Raw genomic sequence first — 16,972 nt, 5'->3', positions numbered from 1 at the left:
TCTCAGCCTTTCTTCACGGTGGAGCGGGCAAACGTCGATTGCAACTGGCTCCAGGTATCGATCTCATAGGAGAAAGGATCGTGGTTGTGGCCCTTGGGGATTTTCTTTTCCATCGCGCGCGGAACGGCCGTGCCGATGCCGCGGTATTTGACAGCGGGCCTGGTCTTCTCTTCGGGCTTGAGCACCGACAGGTCCTTGCCGTGCCGTTGCTTGAACGCGTTGATGCGGCTGGCCGGGTCGTTCAGGTCGCCGAAGGCGAATACATCGGCCGGGCACACTTCAACGCAGGCCGGCAGCAGGTCCGCTTCCAGCCGGTGCGAGCAGAAGTCGCATTTGTCGGCCAGCTTGGTGACCGGGTCCTGGTGGATCGCGCCGTAAGGGCAGGCTTTGATGCAGGCGCGGTCGCCGTCGCACTTGTCGTCGTTGATGCGCACAATGCCGTCGGCGTCGCGGGTGATCGCGTCCTGTTCGCAGGCGCTCAGGCAGGGCGCGTCCTCGCACTGCATGCACAGTGTCGGCAAAAAGGCACGCTTCATGGTTTCCTTCTTGTTGAAGGGATTGATGGCGGCAAAGTCGTAGTAATACACCTTGGTGCGGAAGTTTCCGAGCGGGACCGAGTTTTCGACTTTGCACGCCACCGAGCAGGCATGACATCCGATGCAGCGTTCCAGGTCCAGCGCCATGCCCCATTTGGGGGCCATTGCGGTATGTGCGGTCATCCTCGCTCCAATCAAAAAGGATTTCATTTAAACACAACATCGCACAGGCAACGCACTCGAAGCGACCGAAGCAGGATGCCAGGGCCGTCGGGAACCAGCCCGGCTTCGCTGGCGAGACAATCCACGCCGGACGCCGCGCACGCCGCTGTCGCGCGCCAAACTCTGGTTCGACCCACTGAGCGGGAAATAAGCGCGGCCCCGGCCCGGGCGCCCGCGACAGGTGCCCTCCAATGCTGCGCCCCAGGTCCCGCTCCCTAACCGATGTGGTGAGATCGGTGCTTGTGCGCTGGTCAATGCGCGTATCGGCCCCCTCCGCACAAAACCCTTGCCAGACCATTAAAGTTTTTCTATATTGCAAGTGTTGCTGCGCCGCAGAAAACACGCGTCTTCGCCTCTGCCGCCGCACAACGCTCCCGAGCCTGCCCGATACTCCATGGCACGCTTGCCCGCTTTACCTGCCGACGCCATTGCGTCGCAACGAAAGGATGGACCATGAATTTCCCCCGCTTACCCGCACTGTTGCTGCTGGTGTCGACCGCTGTTGGCGCCCACTCGCACGCGCTCGCGCAGACCCCATCCGCGCGCGCGGCCAACGCCGCCGACACATCCATGCTGGCCGACGCCCGTAAAGGTTTTCGCACCACAACGATCCGCAAGCCACGCGCGCAAGAACCCATCCCCGCGCCGCCCGCCGATATCTTCAAGCTCGTGCGTTACGATGCCGCCCCGGGCAAACTCGGCGCTTACCTGACACCCGATCCAAAAGATGGGAAAAAGCATCCGGCCATCGTCTGGATGACCGGCGGCGATTCCAGCAGCATTGGCGATGTCTGGTCGCCGAGTCCGGCCGACAACGACCAGAGCGCGAGCGCTTTCCGCAAGGCCGGTATCGTGATGATGTTTCCGTCTCTACGCGGCGGCAACAATAATCCCGGCGAGCCCGAAGGTTTTCTCGGTGAAGTCGACGACGTGCTCGCCGCCGCGGCCTACCTGGCCAAACAACCCTACGTCGACCCGGACCGGATTTACCTGGGCGGGCACAGTACCGGCGGCACCCTGGCGCTGCTCACCGCCGAGATCTCACCGCGCTTTCGCGCTGTCTTCGCTTTCGGCCCGGTCGGAGAGATCGGTAGCTACGGTGGCCGCTTTACCAGCTTCAATCCCGCCGATCCGCGCGAAGCCTTGCTGCGCTCGCCAGCGCGCTGGCTGGCATCGGTGCGCTCGCCTGTGTTTGTCATCGAAGGCGCGACCGGCAACATCGATTCGCTGCTCGCCATGCGCAGCGCGACGAGCAACCCGCACATCCGTTTCGTTCCGGTCAAGGGCGCGAATCACTTCAGCGTGCTGGCGCCTGCGAACCGCGTGATTGCGCAGAAAATCCTGCACGACAGCGGTGCGCTCACCAACATCACGCTGTCGGCGCCGGAAATGACGCCCTGAGCGTCCTGCTGCGTACGCCGCTGCCGGGCCGGACGTTGGTTCCATCCCGTGAGCGGCGCTGGCGAATTTCATAACGCGACAACGCTCTTTTCGGCATTGCCGCGCCACCGGCTTGCTCGCAGAATGGCAGATTGCTAACGACTGCCTGCCTCGGAGCGCGACCATGATTACTCGGAAAACCGGCCTCTTTCTGCTCATCGCCATGTTGGTGCTGCCCCTGGCGGGGCGCGCGCAAACCCGCGTGATCGAACTCGATGCCAACGCGGTCGATGGCACTCTGGCACCGGCATTCAATATGTCCATCGGCGCCGGGCGCGCCAACGAAGGTCTGCGCGCCGACTGGCAGCAGCAGCTCGCACAGATCAAACGCGACGCCGGTTTCAGATACATCCGCATGCACGGACTGCTGTCCGACGACATGGCCGTGTACCGGGTCGACGCGCAGGGCAAGGAACAATACAACTTTCAATATATCGACGCCCTGTACGATTATCTGCTGAGCATCGGCGTCAAACCGTTCGTGGAACTGGGCTTCATGCCGTCGCACATGGCCAGCGGCGATAAAACCATCTTCTGGTGGCGCGGTAACGTCACCCCGCCCAAAGACTATGCGGCATGGGAGCGCCTGATCAAGGCCCTGGCCGGGCACTTTACCGAACGTTATGGGGCCGATGAGGTGGCAAGCTGGTATTTCGAAGTCTGGAACGAGCCGAACCTGGACGGCTTCTGGGCAGGGTCGCAGGAAGATTATTTCAAGCTGTACCGCCATGCCGCGCGCGCGCTCAAGAGCGTCAACGCCAATTACAAGGTGGGCGGTCCCGCTACGGCCGGCGCGGCGTGGATACCGGAAATGATCGCTTACTGCACCCGCCATGGCGTACCGCTCGATTTCGTCAGCACCCATACCTACGGTGTCGACCAAGGCTTCCTGGACGAATATGGCAGCACGGGCACGGTGTTGAGCAAGGACGACGCTGCGATCAGCGGCGATGTGATCGGCAGCCGCAAGCAAATCGCGGCATCAGCCATGCCCGGCCTGGAGCTGCACTACACCGAATGGAGTTCCTCGTACACGCCGGCCGACCCGAGCCACGACAGTTATCAGCAGGCCGCCTATATCCTGCAAAAGCTCAAGCAGGTCGGCGCCACGGCCCAGTCGATGTCGTATTGGGTGTTTACCGATATTTTCGAAGAAGCGGGGCCGCGCATGGAGGCATTTCACGGCGGCTTTGGCCTGATGAATACCCAGGGAATCAAAAAGCCGGCCTATTTCGCCTATCAGTTCCTCAACCAGCTGGCGCCAGCCGCACTGAAAAACAGCGACAGCCAGTCGTTCGCCAGCACCGACCGGCAGGGCAGCGTCCAGCTGCTGCTGTGGGATTACACGCGCACCCTGCCCGAGGCGGTGAATAACCAGCAGTACTTCATCAAGGACCTGCCGCCGAAGGACAAAGGCAAGGTCGATATCCGCCTGCGCGGCCTGGCACGCGGCAGCTACACGGTGGATATCTCCACGGTCGGCTACCGGCGCAACGACGCCTTTACCGCCTACATCGGCATGGGGTCGCCCAAGCAGTTGGCGAAAAACCAGGTCGCCGCCCTGAAATCGCTCGCGAGCGGCAAGCCGGACGAGCAAAGAATGGTGCGGGTGGGCGCCGACGGCCGCCTTGCCCTTACCCTGCCGCTGCGCGAAAACGATGTCTACCTGCTTGAACTACGCGCCAGGAAATAGACCCACAACAGATTGACTGTACTGTTAGCAAATTCACATTCAGGCATGCCGATGGGCGCAACCTGCGGCGTTCCGGAAGACGCCGCTGCGATGAACGACGCCGAGAGCAGCGCTCCTGCGTCGTTGCACGTCAGATCAAACAGACTCATCGTCGCCGGGAGCGGGGGTCGGATTTCCGTCGTGACGGATATACATTCCTCCGCTCGTGAAGACCCCAGTGTGCTCGGCAGTCAAAACCGTCCTTTTATCAACCTCCGTGACCCACAACGGTCGCCAATATTCAGTCATTTGCAGGCGTGAAGCACACCGTTCTCTGAAGCTACGGTTCCCTTCGTCGAAAAAAATCCGGAAGATGTCGTTAACAATGAAAGAGGAACCCATCTCCCTTTCGGCGTTATCGTTTTGCAGATGCGGTGGGAGAGCACGGTCCAGCGATTCCATCTTTTCCCGAAGCAGTCTCCAGAAGCTTTGACGATTTCCTTTGGAATGGTAGTCGGAGGCTGCTTCATCGGCAGCAAGATAGATGGCGACGCGCGCGCGAACACCATATTCATATCTCAAATACCTTGTAGGCATACCGACTACAAGCTCGCCGAAACGATTTGTTTTTTCAAAAGTCCACTCCTGGTCAGACTCGGCGAACGTATCCGCAATCCCGGTTAAAGCACGAAACTGGTCAATCGTCTTCAGGATGAGCAAAAGCTTGCATACGCCTTCAATCAGCGCGAACGACTGCCGTGGCCTGTCTTTTTCAATGACATCATTTTCTGGTGGGTCAACCGCCATGATTTCAAGCCGTCTATTAGCATCCACACTCGTGTGTACACACACCGAGGTCGTTGCCGGCTTTGGGCGAGAATGTTTCCATCCGACCGAAAATTGGTAATCAAGTTGCTCTAACCCTTCGAGAATCCGCTGACCCCGGTCATCGCTGCGCCCTCCCTTGCTTTCGAAGACATGCCAATGTTTCTTTTTCGACTGGATTAAATAGTCCGGCGACTTGTTTTTCGCTGAATCGAATTTGATGAGCGCTTTGGTGTAAATGCTTTTGTGGAGGCAGAATTCCAGTTGTTGGCCTCCGGCTGCAAGCCAGTTTTGAGCCGTCAAGAAAGTCCCGATTCCTCCGAGAGTGAAAGACAACAGGTTTTTATCCGAAGCTTCGACATGTCGCAAGAAGGGAAGTATCGTCCATGCGTCGTTGATATCTTTTTGAACGCAGCAGATAACTGATTCGAGTCGAGAGAAAAGAAATCGTTGAAGTTCCGCAGCTTCAGCAGCACTCATCGCCAGACGCGAGGTCCACATACTTTGAGGTCCATACCCGCCTTCAAGCGCGGCGCGCTTTACATCCTGCTTGTTGATCACGGGGTGACCGGCAAGCGTCGTCTTCGCCCCAAATGGCGCAACCGACGTCGTTTTGAAGTTAGCATGGATGAACCCCAACGGCTTTTTGTAAGCAGCGCTACCGGTCGGTTTGGTCGCAACAGTTAACGATGTCGCTGACTTGGGGACGTAGTAAGTAAAGGGATTGCCTTGGGGCGGCGGTGGTGGCGGCGGCGGCAGCAGCAGCGCCTTTTTAGGCTTGGACGCAGTCTTTTTTGGTTTTGACATAGAATCACGTTGAGTAGATTTCGGAAGACAGCATCGGGCTCATGAGTCAGCAACATTTCCGGTCTTAGCGCTGAAAGTGGCAGGTCCCGGCGATGCCGGCATCGGCTCGCCCCGCCACGCGGCTGTCTGGTGTACTGCTCCCATCTTGCGCGCCAACCCGGCAATCTCCTCGCGCAGTGTGGCCGGCCGGAGCACCCCCAACCGCGTTCCGTTCAAAATTCACTTAGCAAGTCTATTGCCTAATTGGAAAGATAGAAAGCGTTTGTCGTTATTTTTTTTTGGCAATGTATCTTGCTAAGATGGATGACTGGCGCAATGTGCCATTCAGTTTTGTCGGCAATGCCGCACCCGACCCACTTTTTACCTCTCCGCCGGCGCACGCAAGGCCCGGCCTTACCACGACAGGATGCATTGATGCAGGAACAACATCGCAGTCTGAGCGAACAAATCGGCAAGCTGCCCGCCGAATCCCGACGCAAGCACCGCATCCGTTTCCACCAGGGCTGGTGGCGTGCTTTCGTGCTCGCCGAGGCCGCCGGCCCCCATCCGCTGCGCGCCGGCGAAACGGTTTTCAATATGCTCAACGACGGGGAGTCGTCGGAAAAGAACCTGTTCGGCCCCTGCGCACTGGCGCTCAGCGCCGGCGCTTACGACGCCGACCCGGCCCGCGCGTGACTGGCCAGGCGCCGCGCCGCTCGCCTGCCCGGTGCGGCACATCCTGGCGCCTGCCCCCATAGCCTCACCTTCCCGGCCATGCCCACGATAATCCATCGTGGCGGCCTTAACACAGCAAGCAACGACGATTCAACCCATGACACACGATTCCAATATTGTCGGCCAGCTCGACGCCGCCGAAGATACCTACAAGCGCAGCCGCCTGCGCACCATGCAGCGCGTGGCGCTCGGCCTGCTGCTGGCCGCCGCCGTGCTGTTTGCCATCGCCCGCTCGCAGCACGGGCAACATCCAGCCTGGGCTTACCTGGAAGCATTCGCCGAAGCCGCGATGATCGGCGCGATCGCCGACTGGTTTGCCGTCGTCGCCCTGTTCCGCCATCCGCTCGGCATTCCGCTGTGGCATACCGCAATCATCCCCAACAGCAAAGCGAGCATCGGCGCCAACCTGGGCAGCTTCGTGGAAAACCACTTCGTGACCGAGGAAGGCGTGGCCGAACGCATCCGGCAAGCCGACCTGGCCGGCCGCGCGGGCGCATGGCTGTGCGACCCGCTCAATGCCGGGCAAGTGAGCCAGGCGCTGGCCGGCGTGCTGGCGCAAGTGCTCGACAAGGTGGACGACGAGAAGATGCGCACCCGTATCGGCGACCTCGCCAGCGCCGAGCTGGGCAAGCTCGATCTGTCGGGCATGGCCGGCGGCTTTCTCGACACCATGATCGGCAAAGGCGCGCCACAGGCCCTGCTCGATCCGCTGCTGGAAAAGCTGATCACCTGGCTGGGCGACGACGCCAACCACGAAACCGTCGGCGAATTCATGCTGCGTTGCTTCGCGATCGAGAACGCGATGGTCAAGTCGATGGTGATCGGTTATGCACCCAAAGTCATCGGCTCGCTGCGCGAACAGGCCATCGACGTGCGCATGAATCGCGAGCATCCGCTGCGCGGCCGGATCGATAGCTGGCTGGCCGACAGCGCCCTGCGGCTCAAGGCCGATCCCGAGTGGAAGGAATCGGTGGCGCGTTACCAGGCCGATGCCCTGCGCAGCGCGGAACTGCAGGCCATGCTGGGCGGAATCTGGGATACGCTGCGGCAGCGGGTGAAAGCCGATCTGCAGGGCGCCGATCCCGTGATCGCCACAACGATGCGTCAAATCGTGCAGGAATGCGGGCGCGTGCTGGGCGCCGACCCGGCCGTGCGCAGCTGGCTCAACAGCGCGATCGAGACGGGCAGCGCGGCCCTGGTGCAACGCTATCGCGGCGACGTGGGCAAGTTCATCGAGCAGCAACTGGCCAAGTGGTCGAAAGAGGAAATGAGCACGCGCATCGAGCTGGCCATCGGGCGCGACCTGCAATTCATCCGGATTAACGGAACGCTGGTAGGCGGGCTGGTGGGACTGCTGATCCACGCCGTCGCGGGCGCGGTGTAAGCGCATCCCCGCGACCACGGAAGGACCATTCTTTATCGCCGAAAACGACGATAAAGAGTTCGATCTTGAGGAAACCCATCGCACCTGGCTGGAAGCGCCGGTGATCGATGCATCGCCCCGAACACGCGCGCTACGGTTTTTCGGCGTTCTCGACCGGTGGTTTTTTTGCCGGCTTTAACTTGGCACGCTCGCGCCGTTTCTTTTCGATCTCGACCACCGATTCGAACTTGCGTCCCTCGCGCCGCATTTTTTCCATTTCCATCGCCGCTTCCTGCGCTTCGAGCGGGATCCTCGGTTTATACAAGGGAATCAATCCATAGCCCTTGCCATCATGATCAATCCACATCGGCCAGCGCTTGAAGAACGCGCCGGTGGTGCCGACCGCAGTCACGATGATCATCAACGCAGTCCACTTCCCCATCAACAGTCCCTGGCGCTGCGCCCACAAGACGGTCCTTTCGCCGCCGGCCTTTTTCAACCAGCGCGTACTGAGCCACTTCGCAAGGAACCATCCGAGCACGGTGAACGGAATCGTCATCAGCCCCATTTCCCACAAAATCCCGGAGTTGCCCGGCGGGTAAATCAAGCGCTGCGTATCGGCCGACAAAAGGTCGATGCGCTTGCCGCGCTCAATGTAGGCAATGGCCGCAAACGAAAACGGTATCGACAAGAGGATCAACGCAATGAGGGAACGGAAACGCGACCAGTTCAGCGCGACTGAAATCGTTGTCTTGAGGTTTTCCAAGGTCTGCTGGACATAGGCTTCGGAAACCGAGCGGCTCACGCGTTCCACAACCGCGTTGGGAGCGAGCCCTTCCGACGTCGCGTCGATCACCATCTGGTTCACTTCCGACTCCATGAATGGCGCGATCGCTTTGCCGGCTGAACGATAAAACCACGGCGACCAGCGCGAGCGACCGGCGCTCACGGCCGCGAGGGCTTTAAAGTCGCTTTCCAGCAATGCTTCCAACACCCCGCCGGCGTCGAATATCTGTGGATCGGTGCCGAACATCACCCAATGCGATGTGACGCCGCGCACCTCGATCGACAGCTCGCAAAATGGCATGGTGCATTGATACACAAACTCCACCGCCGCCTTTTCGCGGAACACATCCACGTGTTCAAGGGCGATATCGCCGTGACTGGCCAGGCTGGCAAATCCGACTTTGCACAGGGCCGCATGCACATGCTCGGGCGTGCCTTCGGGATAGCGGCCCGAGAAACCCGGATTGGTATAAGTCACTGTCGAGGTTACTTTGGTCAGGTAGCCATGCCCGGAACAGCCGGTGCAGGTGACTTCGCCCGACCCACCGCAGTTGCCGCACTGGTTTTGCCCGGACCCGCCGCAGTGAAAGCAGGTGACCCGGCCTCCCGAACAGGAACCGCACGAGCGATGCTGCGTTTCGGAGCGGCTATGGCCGTTGTAGTCGGTCACGGTTCGATGCTGGACAACAGTGCCGGAACCGCCGCAGCTCGAGCAGCTGACGCGCCCGGAACCCGAGCAGCCCCCGCACCGGACCTGGCCCGAGCCGGAGCAGCGGTCGCAGCATACCCTGCCCCGGCCATTGCATCCATTGCAGGTATACGTATGGAACAGGCGCCGCGGGTGGGTGCGAAGGCGGGTTCTGGCGGAAATTGCCGCATAGGCCTGGTTCCTGACCGAATGCACCAGGCTATCCATGGTCTCGGGACGCGTCAATTCCGCGCGCCCCTGCACTGCGGCTTCCTCCTGGTACCACTTCCAATCGGCCGTGCCAAAATCGCCCTGGCCCGGGTGGTGGACACCATGATGGTCAATCGACTCGGAACAGACCTCCAGTTCGTGCCGGATCGTGATTGTGAATTGACGCACGACAGGGCGCGCGTCGCGCACCACCAGGTCGGTAACGTTAAACCGGGTCGCACGCTCGATATACCCGGCAGCCGTGGCTTTGCAGCTGTCCAGATAGCGCTGCAAGAAACTATCGTCAGCCCCCATGCGCCTCGCTCCTTCGATACAAGATGGCCGGGCTCAATGAAAGCGGCAGCAAGATGCGCTGTGGGGACATGATCGACTCTTCGAATGACGTTAAAAAGTTGATCTTAACACAATAGTCATTGCAATCGACACTGGGAGGCACCCACACCGCTGCGTTCCAATACAAATTGTCTTGCATGAAATGGTTTGATAGAATTCATCTTGCTCTTTTTATATTGCACGCATACCTGATGGATCATCCCAGCATGGGCAATGGCAAGCACTTACCTCACCCGCACACCATGGCGCGCCGCCCGCCCGGCGCCGTCACGCGCCTGCTGTGGCTGCTCGCCTGCCTGCTGGCCGCGCCGATGAGCCCTGCCGCTCCGCTGCCGGACCAGCCCTCCGCGCGCCAGCGCTGTGCCGCCACCGATGCCGCCCAAGCCCCGCGCATCTTCGCCGCCCTCGGCAAGGAACGTCACGCCGCGCTGAAAAAAGTGCTGGCCGCCGGCGACAATCCGAACCCGTGCCATCGCGGGCGCACGCCGCTGATGATCGCGGCCGCCGGCGGCGACGCCGACGCCCTGCACATGCTGCACCAGGCCGGCGCCGTCATCGATGCGCCGCTCGATGCGCAAGGCGGCACGGCGCTGCACGCAGCCCTCGCCGCCGGCCAGTGGCGCGCTGCCGCCACCCTGCTCGAACGCGGGGCCGATACCCGCCTACGCGACGACTACGGCAACACCGGCTTGCACCAGCTGGCCAACAGCGCCCACAGCGCCGACCCCGGCGCGCAGGACGCGCTGGCCGACAGCATGCTCAAACTCGGCGCCGCGCTCGACGCGCCCGGCCCGCAGGCCTGCACGCCGCTGATGCTGGCCATCGACGCCGGCAAGCGCGAACTGGCCGCCTTCCTGATCGACCAGGGCGCCGATCCGGCCTTGCGCAACGCGCGCGGCGAGAACGCGCTGGCCATCGCGCGCCGGCGCGCCCTGCCCGCCATGATCGACATGCTGGAACGCTGCATCGGCCAACGGGCGCCGCGTTGCGCCGGCAACGCCACGGCGGCGCGCTACTCGACCAGATAGCGGCGCCACGCACACACGCCACCTCCCATCGCCGAATACTTTTTGAACCTCACAAAACGGAAAGCAGCGCATGAGCGACACCACAGCAGCGAGCAGCACGGACGGCAACGCCAGGATCGGCATCCACGAAGGCAGCATCGGCCTGCCCGCCGGCTATGAGGACCGCACCAGCAACATCTTCACGCCGGCCAACCTGCAGAACCAGCCCAACCTGAGCATCGCGCGCGACTGGCTGGCCGAGGGCGAAGACCTGGCCGCCTATGTCGACCGCCAGATCGCCCTGCTCAAGGCGCGCCTGGCCAGCCACAAGCTGCTCGCGCGCGCGCCCGAACGCCTTGGCCGGCACGACCCGGCCCTGGCCGGCGAACGGATCGAAGCCCAGTACAAGAACGGCGCCCAGACCATCCGCCAGCGCCAGGCCGCGTTTTTGATCGGACCCCGGCGCGCCCTGATCCTCTCGGCCGCCACCGCGCGCCCGTTCGACCAGGATTTCGACACGCTCTGGCGCGGCTGGCTGGATAGTTTTGCGCCGCCCGCCGACGATGCCGCCAGCGCCGCAGGAGGCGCTGGCTTGAGCACCCCGTAACGCCCAACGGAAGGCCCGCCATGCTCGAAGCTGCCCGCATTACCGACCCGATCGCCCACACCAGCGCACTGACCGGTTTCCTGGTCGGCGCAGTCATCGGGATCGCACTGATCGCCGCCGTCGCCTTTGCCACCTTCACCTGCGGCTTCGGCGTGGCCCTGCTGGCCGGGATGGCCGCCGGCCTGGGAGCGAGCGGCATCCTCGCGCTCGGGGAGGGCATCGGCAAGATGTTCTCCTCGCCGGCCGGCACCATCCTCACCGGTTCGATGAACGTGTTCACCAACAACCTGGCGGCGGCGTACGCCACCGTCAGCACGGTCGCCTGCAGCAACCATCCGCCCGCGCCGGTGGTGGCCGACGGCTCTGGTAACGTCTTCATCAACGGCCTGCCGGCGGCGCGCAAGACCGACGCCATTGTCTGCGGCGCCAAGATCGACGGCGGCTCGAACAATGTCTTTATCGGCGGCGGCACCGTGCGTTACAAGGAAGTGGCCGACGAAGTGCCGCCCGGGCTGCGCACCGCGGTCGACTGGGCCTTCGCGCTGGCCGGGCTGGCGGGCGGCCTGGGAGGACTGGTCAAGGCGTCCGGCGGCTTGTCGAAGGCGGTGCTGCCGTGCGCCGCCAAATTCATCGGTGGCTTTGTGATCGGCGAAGCGGTCAGCCGCTATGTGGTGGCGCCGGTGGTCGGGCGCGTCATGGGCGGCTTGTTCGGCAAGCCGGTCGACGTGGCGACCGGCCGCAAGCTGCTGCTGGCGCAGGACGAGATCGACTTTATCGTGCAAAGTCCGCTCAAGCTGGTCTGCTCGCGCTTCTACGCCAGCAACCTGACGCACGAGAGCAGTCTGGGACGCGGCTGGGTGCTGCCCTGGGACCTGCGCCTGCAGCAGCGCGACGGCAAGATCTGGTACAGCGACGCACAAGGACGCGAAACCGGTTTTCCGCTGGTGCAGCCGGGGCACACCGCCTTCAGCGAAGAAGAACAATGCTACCTGGCCTGCAGCGCCGACGGCCGCTTCATCCTGTACACGCTCAACGAAACCTACTTCGATTTCGGCCACCTCGACCTGGCGACGGAAAAAATCGCCTGGGTGCGCCGGGTGGAGGACCGCAGCGCGCAGTCGATCAGCTACGAACGTGACGACGACCGGGTGAGCACGATCCGCACCAGCGGCGGCCAGCAACTGCAACTGCACTACAGCGCCCTGCCGGCGCGCCTGACGATGATCGAATGCACCCACGGCGGTGCCCCGGGGCCACTGGTGCGCTACGACTACGACGGCGCCGGCCAGCTGGCGTCGGTCCTTGACGCGAACGGCGACGTGGCGCGCCGCTTCACCTGGGCCGGCCCGCTGATGGCCAGCCACACCAACGCCCTGGGACTGGTGGCCAGCTACACCTGGGGCGAGGTGGACGGCCAGGCGCGCGTGCTGGCCTGCCGTTCCAGCGAAGGCGAACACACCACCTTCCGCTACGACGTGGCCGCGCGCCAGAGCTGGGCCACCGATGAACAGGGCCGCACCGCGCACTGGGTCTACGACGCCAATTTCCAGATCGTCGAATGCACCGACCTCGATGGCGGCGCTTACCGCATGCATTACAACGGCGCCGGCCAGCCGACCCTGATCGAGCTGCCCGGCGAGCGCACCGTCGCTTTCGAATTTGACGCCGCCGGCCGCATCGTCAGCGAAACCGACCCGCTGGGACGCGTGACCCGCACCGCCTACGACGGCAACAGCCTGCGCGTGAGCCAGCTGGTGCTGGCGGACGGGGGCCGCTGGAGCGCCGCTTACGACTACCTGGGCCGCCTGCTGCACAGCACCGATCCGCTCGGGCGCCGCCACGCTTACGAATATGGCGACGGCCTCGATCCCCTGCCGCTGGCCAGCATCGACCCGCGCGGCGGGCGGCGCAGCATGGCCTGGAACGGGCGCGGCCTGCTGGCCAGCTACACCGATTGCTCGGGCAAGACCACGCGCTACGACTACGATGCCGACGGGCGCCTGGAAGTGGCCACCAACGCGCTCGGCGACGTGACCCGCTTCGAGCACCTGCGCACCGGCGAAGCGGTGCGGGTCACGCTGCCCGACGGCAGCAGCGAGCAGTTCGCGTACGATGCCGGCGGCAATATCGTCGAGTGGCGCAAGGGAACCGTGCAAACGCGCCAGTGGCTGCGCAATGCGCGCGGGCAGGTGATCGACGCCATCGACCCTGCCGGGCGCCACCTGCACTACCGCTACGACGCGCAAGGCCGGCTGGTCGAGATGGCGAGCGACGCCCACAGCCGTTACCTGTTCGAGTACACGGCGGGCGACCGCGTGGCGCGCGAGGTGCGGCCCGATGGCGTGGAACGCCACATGCGCTACGACGCCGCCGGCAACCTGCTGGCGATCGACAGCGTGGGGGTGGCGGCCGGCGGCGAGCGGCCGCGCCGCACCATGGCGTTCGAACATGACAAGATGCGGCGCATGCTGGCGCAGGTCACCGCCACCGCGGCGACCCGCTTCGCCTGGGACGATGGCGACCGCCTGCTGGGCGGCGTGCGGGTACCGAGCGACGAGGGCGCGGCGCTCGGCATGGCCGCCAGCGAGGTGCGCTTCGACTACGACAAGGGCGGACGCCTGCTCACGGAACACGGCGACCAGGGCGCGCTCGGCTACACGCTCGACGAACTCGATAACCTGACGGCGCTGAACCTGCCGCACGGGCAGCGCATCGACATCCTCAGCTACGGCGCCGGCCATGTACACCAGATCCGCAGCGCCGGGCACCTGATCAGCGACTTCGAACGCGACGACCTGCATCGCGAAATCGGCCGCACCCAGGGGCTGCTCACGCAGCGCATCGGCTACGACCAGCTGGGGCGGCGCGCCTGGCAATCGAGCGGGGGCCAGAGCGAGGCGCTGGCGCCGGGCCAGGGACGCCTGTGGCGCAGTTACCGCTATGCCGCCTCGGGCGACCTGGCCGAACAGCGCGACAATCTGCGCGGCGGCATCGAGTTCCAGTACGATCCGGCCAGCCACCTGCAACGCCAGACGCGCGCTGGCGCGCACGAGCAGGAGCAGTTCGCGTGGGATGCGGCCGGCAATCTGCTCGACGACGTCAAGCGTGCCAGCCGCGGCGCGGTCGAGGGCAACCGGCTCAAGGTATGGCAGGATATCCGGCTCGAATACGACGCCTGGGGCAACCTGCTCACCAAGCGCAAGGGCGCGCACCAGGTCCAGCACTTCACCTTCGACGCCGAGGACCGCCTGGTCAAGGTGCGCACCGAGAACCTGCGCGGCATCATGGAAATGCAATTCGATTACGATCCGATCGGGCGCCGCATCGCCACCCGCGAGCTGCGCATCGAAGCGGGCGGCAGCGCGCGCAGCGAGACCCGCCGCTTCGTCTGGCAAGGCTTGCGCATGGTGCAGGAGGTGCGCGACAGTGGCGTGAGCAGCTACGTGTACAACCCAGACGCCCGCTACACGCCGCTGGCGCGCATCGACGCGGCGCTCGATGCAGCCATCGGCGCGGCGGCGGCCGCCGCAGTCATCGAGCGGGCGCGCGTGTATCACTTCCACACCGACCTGGTGGGCACGCCGCTGGAGGTGACCGACGAGGCGGGAGAACTGGCGTGGGCCGGCAAATACAGCGCCTGGGGCAAGCTCGACAAGGGCGACGACGCCGCGCTGGCGGCGCGCATCGAGCAGCCCCTGCGCATGCCGGGACAGTACGCCGACCACGGCACCGGATTGCACTACAATACTTTCCGCTTCTACGATCCGGACATCGGCCGCTTCATCAGCCAGGACCCGATCGGGCTCGAGGGCGGCGAGAACCTGTATGCGTACGCCCCCAACCCGACCGGGCGCATGGACCCGCTGGGCTGGATTGCCGAGACGGCGCCGGGCTACCATGTGTACGGCCTGTACGAGCCGGGTGCGACCAAGCCATACTATGTCGGCATTACCGACGACCTGGACCGGCGCGCCGGCGAGCACCGGACAGCGAGTCGGTTGACTCCTGAAGCGCAAATGAGACCGATCGCGGAAAACGTGACATATGGCGAGGCGCGCGGCATCGAGCAAGCGCGGATCGAGCATCATGGTACCAAGACGGGCACGATCGGGTCTGACCTGGCGGACGCCGCGACCTATGCGGAACGCGGCAACAAGGTCGCCTCGTTCGACCACGCCAACACCACGCGTCCGGCAGCGCGCCAGACGTATTTTGAAGATGCCTACAAGGCTGAAAAAACCAAACTCAGTGGCGGCTGCGGCTGAACTGATACAAGGAGAAGTTATGGGATGGTGGAACGCGCCGGAAAATCCGGATCTGACCGTGGGCGATACCGTGCTCGATTTGACACGGCGTTTTTTGATCGACTTCAGCCGCGAGTACCAGGAAGACTTGTCGCGCAAACCGACCTTGCAGGAACTGGAATATGCGCTGAACCTCGGATTCAAGGTCAACCTCGACGACGAGATCGTATCCGGCTTCGAAGAGCTCGAAGTCAAGCAAGTGACGATCAAGACCGCCAAGCGCGCGAAGCGGCAAAAGGCGAAGCCGGGCGATATTTTCGCCTACAAACTCGACGACGGGCGCTGGGGTTTTGGCCGCATCGTGACCAAAATGTCGATCGGGGCGCTGGCCGAGTTCTTCGACTACACGGCCAACCAGCCGGCGTTCGATTACAGCAAAATCGACACCTGGCTGGTTCCACCGATCACGATCAGTCCGTACACCCTGTTCGAAGGTCAAGTGGAAGGCGATTGGCGGATCATCGGTCATACGCCCGACTTCACGCCGGATGAGCGATATAAAGATCTGCGCTTCGTGTATGGGGACCCGGTTTGGATGGCGGTCGATATTTTCGGCAAGTCGGAATCGGTCAGTGCGGCTGTCGCGCAAAAATATCCCTCCTATTCCGCACGCGGGGACAGGAATGTCAAGGATGACATTGCGGCCTATTTGGCTGGCAAGCCAATTTAGCGTCACGCCGGTTCGAAGGAGCGCATGATGGGATGGTGGAATGCACCGGGCAACCCGGAGGTGGCTGCCGGTGACGCCGTGCTGGACACGGTGCGCCATTTCCTCCGCGATGTGAGCCGCGCCTATCAGGACGGCCTGTTACGCAAACCGACATTGCAGGAACTGGAGTATGCGCTGAGCCTCGCAATGAAGGTCGACGTCGATAACGATATCGTCTCCGGTTTTGAAGAGCTTGAAGTCAGGCAGGTCAGCATCAAGAGCGCGAAGCGTGGGAAGCGGCAAAAGGCGAAACCGGGCGATATTTTCGCCTTCAAGCTTGACGATGGACGCTGGGGATTTGGCCGCATCGTGATCAAGATGACGGCTGGTGCGCTGGCCGAGTTCTTCGACTACACGGCCAGCCAGCCGGTATTCGATTACAGCAAAATCGACGCCTGGCTGATTCCTCCACTGACGATCAGCGCCCATATGCTGTTCGAAGCTAAAGTTGAAGGCGACTGGCGGATCATTGGCCATACGCCGGAGTTCACGCCGGACGAACAATACAAGGATCTGCGTTTCGTTTACGGCGCGCCGGACTGGACTGCCGTCGATATTTACGACAACGAAGAACCTGTCAGTGCGGAGGCGGCAAAACGATATCCATCTTACTCGATGCGAGGCGACGCGAATGTGAAGGCTGATATTGAAGCCTATCTGGCCGCCAAGCGACAATGAGACTGCTCCAACAATGCTGGCCCGGATGAAAGGACGACGCGATGGGATGG

General features: G+C 63.0%; 12 protein-coding genes. 9 read left to right on the top strand and 3 right to left on the bottom strand.

What is annotated here, in order from left to right:
* Nucleotides 1–2: 2 nt before the first annotated feature.
* Nucleotides 3–719, bottom strand: a complete 717-nt coding sequence (locus tag F2P46_RS19065; RefSeq protein ID WP_166893049.1) for a 4Fe-4S dicluster domain-containing protein — start codon at nt 717–719, stop codon at nt 3–5.
* Between the two features lie 492 nt (nt 720–1,211).
* Here F2P46_RS19065 and F2P46_RS19060 point away from each other — a divergent pair, with 492 nt between their 5' ends.
* Both F2P46_RS19060 and F2P46_RS19055 read left to right on the top strand, forming a co-directional pair.
* Nucleotides 1,212–2,159, top strand: coding sequence for a prolyl oligopeptidase family serine peptidase (locus F2P46_RS19060; RefSeq protein WP_208296688.1), 948 nt, complete (start codon nt 1,212–1,214; stop codon nt 2,157–2,159).
* Nucleotides 2,160–2,322: 163 nt separating this feature from the next.
* Nucleotides 2,323–3,891, top strand: a complete 1,569-nt coding sequence (locus F2P46_RS19055) for a glycoside hydrolase (RefSeq protein ID WP_166893047.1) — start codon at nt 2,323–2,325, stop codon at nt 3,889–3,891.
* A 135-nt stretch (nt 3,892–4,026) separates the two neighbouring features.
* On the opposite strand, the gene F2P46_RS19050 is transcribed toward F2P46_RS19055, so the two are convergent.
* Nucleotides 4,027–5,502, bottom strand: a complete 1,476-nt coding sequence (locus F2P46_RS19050; RefSeq protein ID WP_166893045.1) for a hypothetical protein — start codon at nt 5,500–5,502, stop codon at nt 4,027–4,029.
* Between the two features lie 414 nt (nt 5,503–5,916).
* On the opposite strand from F2P46_RS19050, the gene F2P46_RS19045 reads away from it, so the two are divergent.
* The gene (locus tag F2P46_RS19045; RefSeq protein WP_166893043.1) at nt 5,917–6,177 is read left to right on the top strand and encodes a hypothetical protein; all 261 of its coding nucleotides are present in this window, start codon (nt 5,917–5,919) and stop codon (nt 6,175–6,177) included.
* A gap of 136 nt (nt 6,178–6,313) precedes the next feature.
* Nucleotides 6,314–7,600, top strand: coding sequence for a DUF445 domain-containing protein (locus F2P46_RS19040; protein WP_166893041.1), 1,287 nt, complete (start codon nt 6,314–6,316; stop codon nt 7,598–7,600).
* A gap of 130 nt (nt 7,601–7,730) precedes the next feature.
* Here the strand turns inward: F2P46_RS19040 and F2P46_RS19035 are convergent, their stop codons facing one another.
* The gene (locus F2P46_RS19035) at nt 7,731–9,557 is read right to left on the bottom strand and encodes a hypothetical protein (RefSeq protein ID WP_166893039.1); all 1,827 of its coding nucleotides are present in this window, start codon (nt 9,555–9,557) and stop codon (nt 7,731–7,733) included.
* A 251-nt stretch (nt 9,558–9,808) separates the two neighbouring features.
* Between F2P46_RS19035 and F2P46_RS19030 the strand changes: the two genes are divergently transcribed.
* The 5 genes from F2P46_RS19030 to F2P46_RS19010 all read left to right on the top strand — a co-directional run bounded on the left by F2P46_RS19030 (nt 9,809) and on the right by F2P46_RS19010 (nt 16,922).
* A complete protein-coding gene (locus tag F2P46_RS19030) occupies nt 9,809–10,645 on the top strand; it encodes an ankyrin repeat domain-containing protein (protein WP_166893037.1) in 837 nt (278 codons plus the stop codon).
* Between the two features lie 70 nt (nt 10,646–10,715).
* Nucleotides 10,716–11,231: a DUF1795 domain-containing protein gene (locus tag F2P46_RS19025; RefSeq protein WP_166893035.1), complete on the top strand. Its 516-nt coding sequence runs from the start codon at nt 10,716–10,718 to the stop codon at nt 11,229–11,231.
* A 20-nt stretch (nt 11,232–11,251) separates the two neighbouring features.
* Nucleotides 11,252–15,496 carry an RHS repeat-associated core domain-containing protein gene (locus F2P46_RS19020; protein WP_166893033.1) on the top strand — a complete coding sequence of 1,415 codons (4,245 nt, stop codon included), beginning with the start codon at nt 11,252–11,254 and terminating at the stop codon, nt 15,494–15,496.
* A 19-nt stretch (nt 15,497–15,515) separates the two neighbouring features.
* The gene (locus F2P46_RS19015; protein ID WP_166893030.1) at nt 15,516–16,205 is read left to right on the top strand and encodes an Imm26 family immunity protein; all 690 of its coding nucleotides are present in this window, start codon (nt 15,516–15,518) and stop codon (nt 16,203–16,205) included.
* Between the two features lie 27 nt (nt 16,206–16,232).
* On the top strand, nt 16,233–16,922 hold the full coding sequence (locus F2P46_RS19010) for an immunity 26/phosphotriesterase HocA family protein (protein WP_166893028.1): 690 nt from the start codon (nt 16,233–16,235) through the stop codon (nt 16,920–16,922).
* Nucleotides 16,923–16,972: the final 50 nt, after the last annotated feature.

The organism is Massilia sp. CCM 8734, assembly GCF_011682155.1.
In the GTDB taxonomy this organism is placed as follows: Bacteria; Pseudomonadota; Gammaproteobacteria; order Burkholderiales; family Burkholderiaceae_D; genus Telluria_A; species Telluria_A rubra.
The sequence above is the reverse complement of the archived record's forward strand: the minus strand, read 5'-3'. Positions and strand labels throughout refer to the sequence as shown.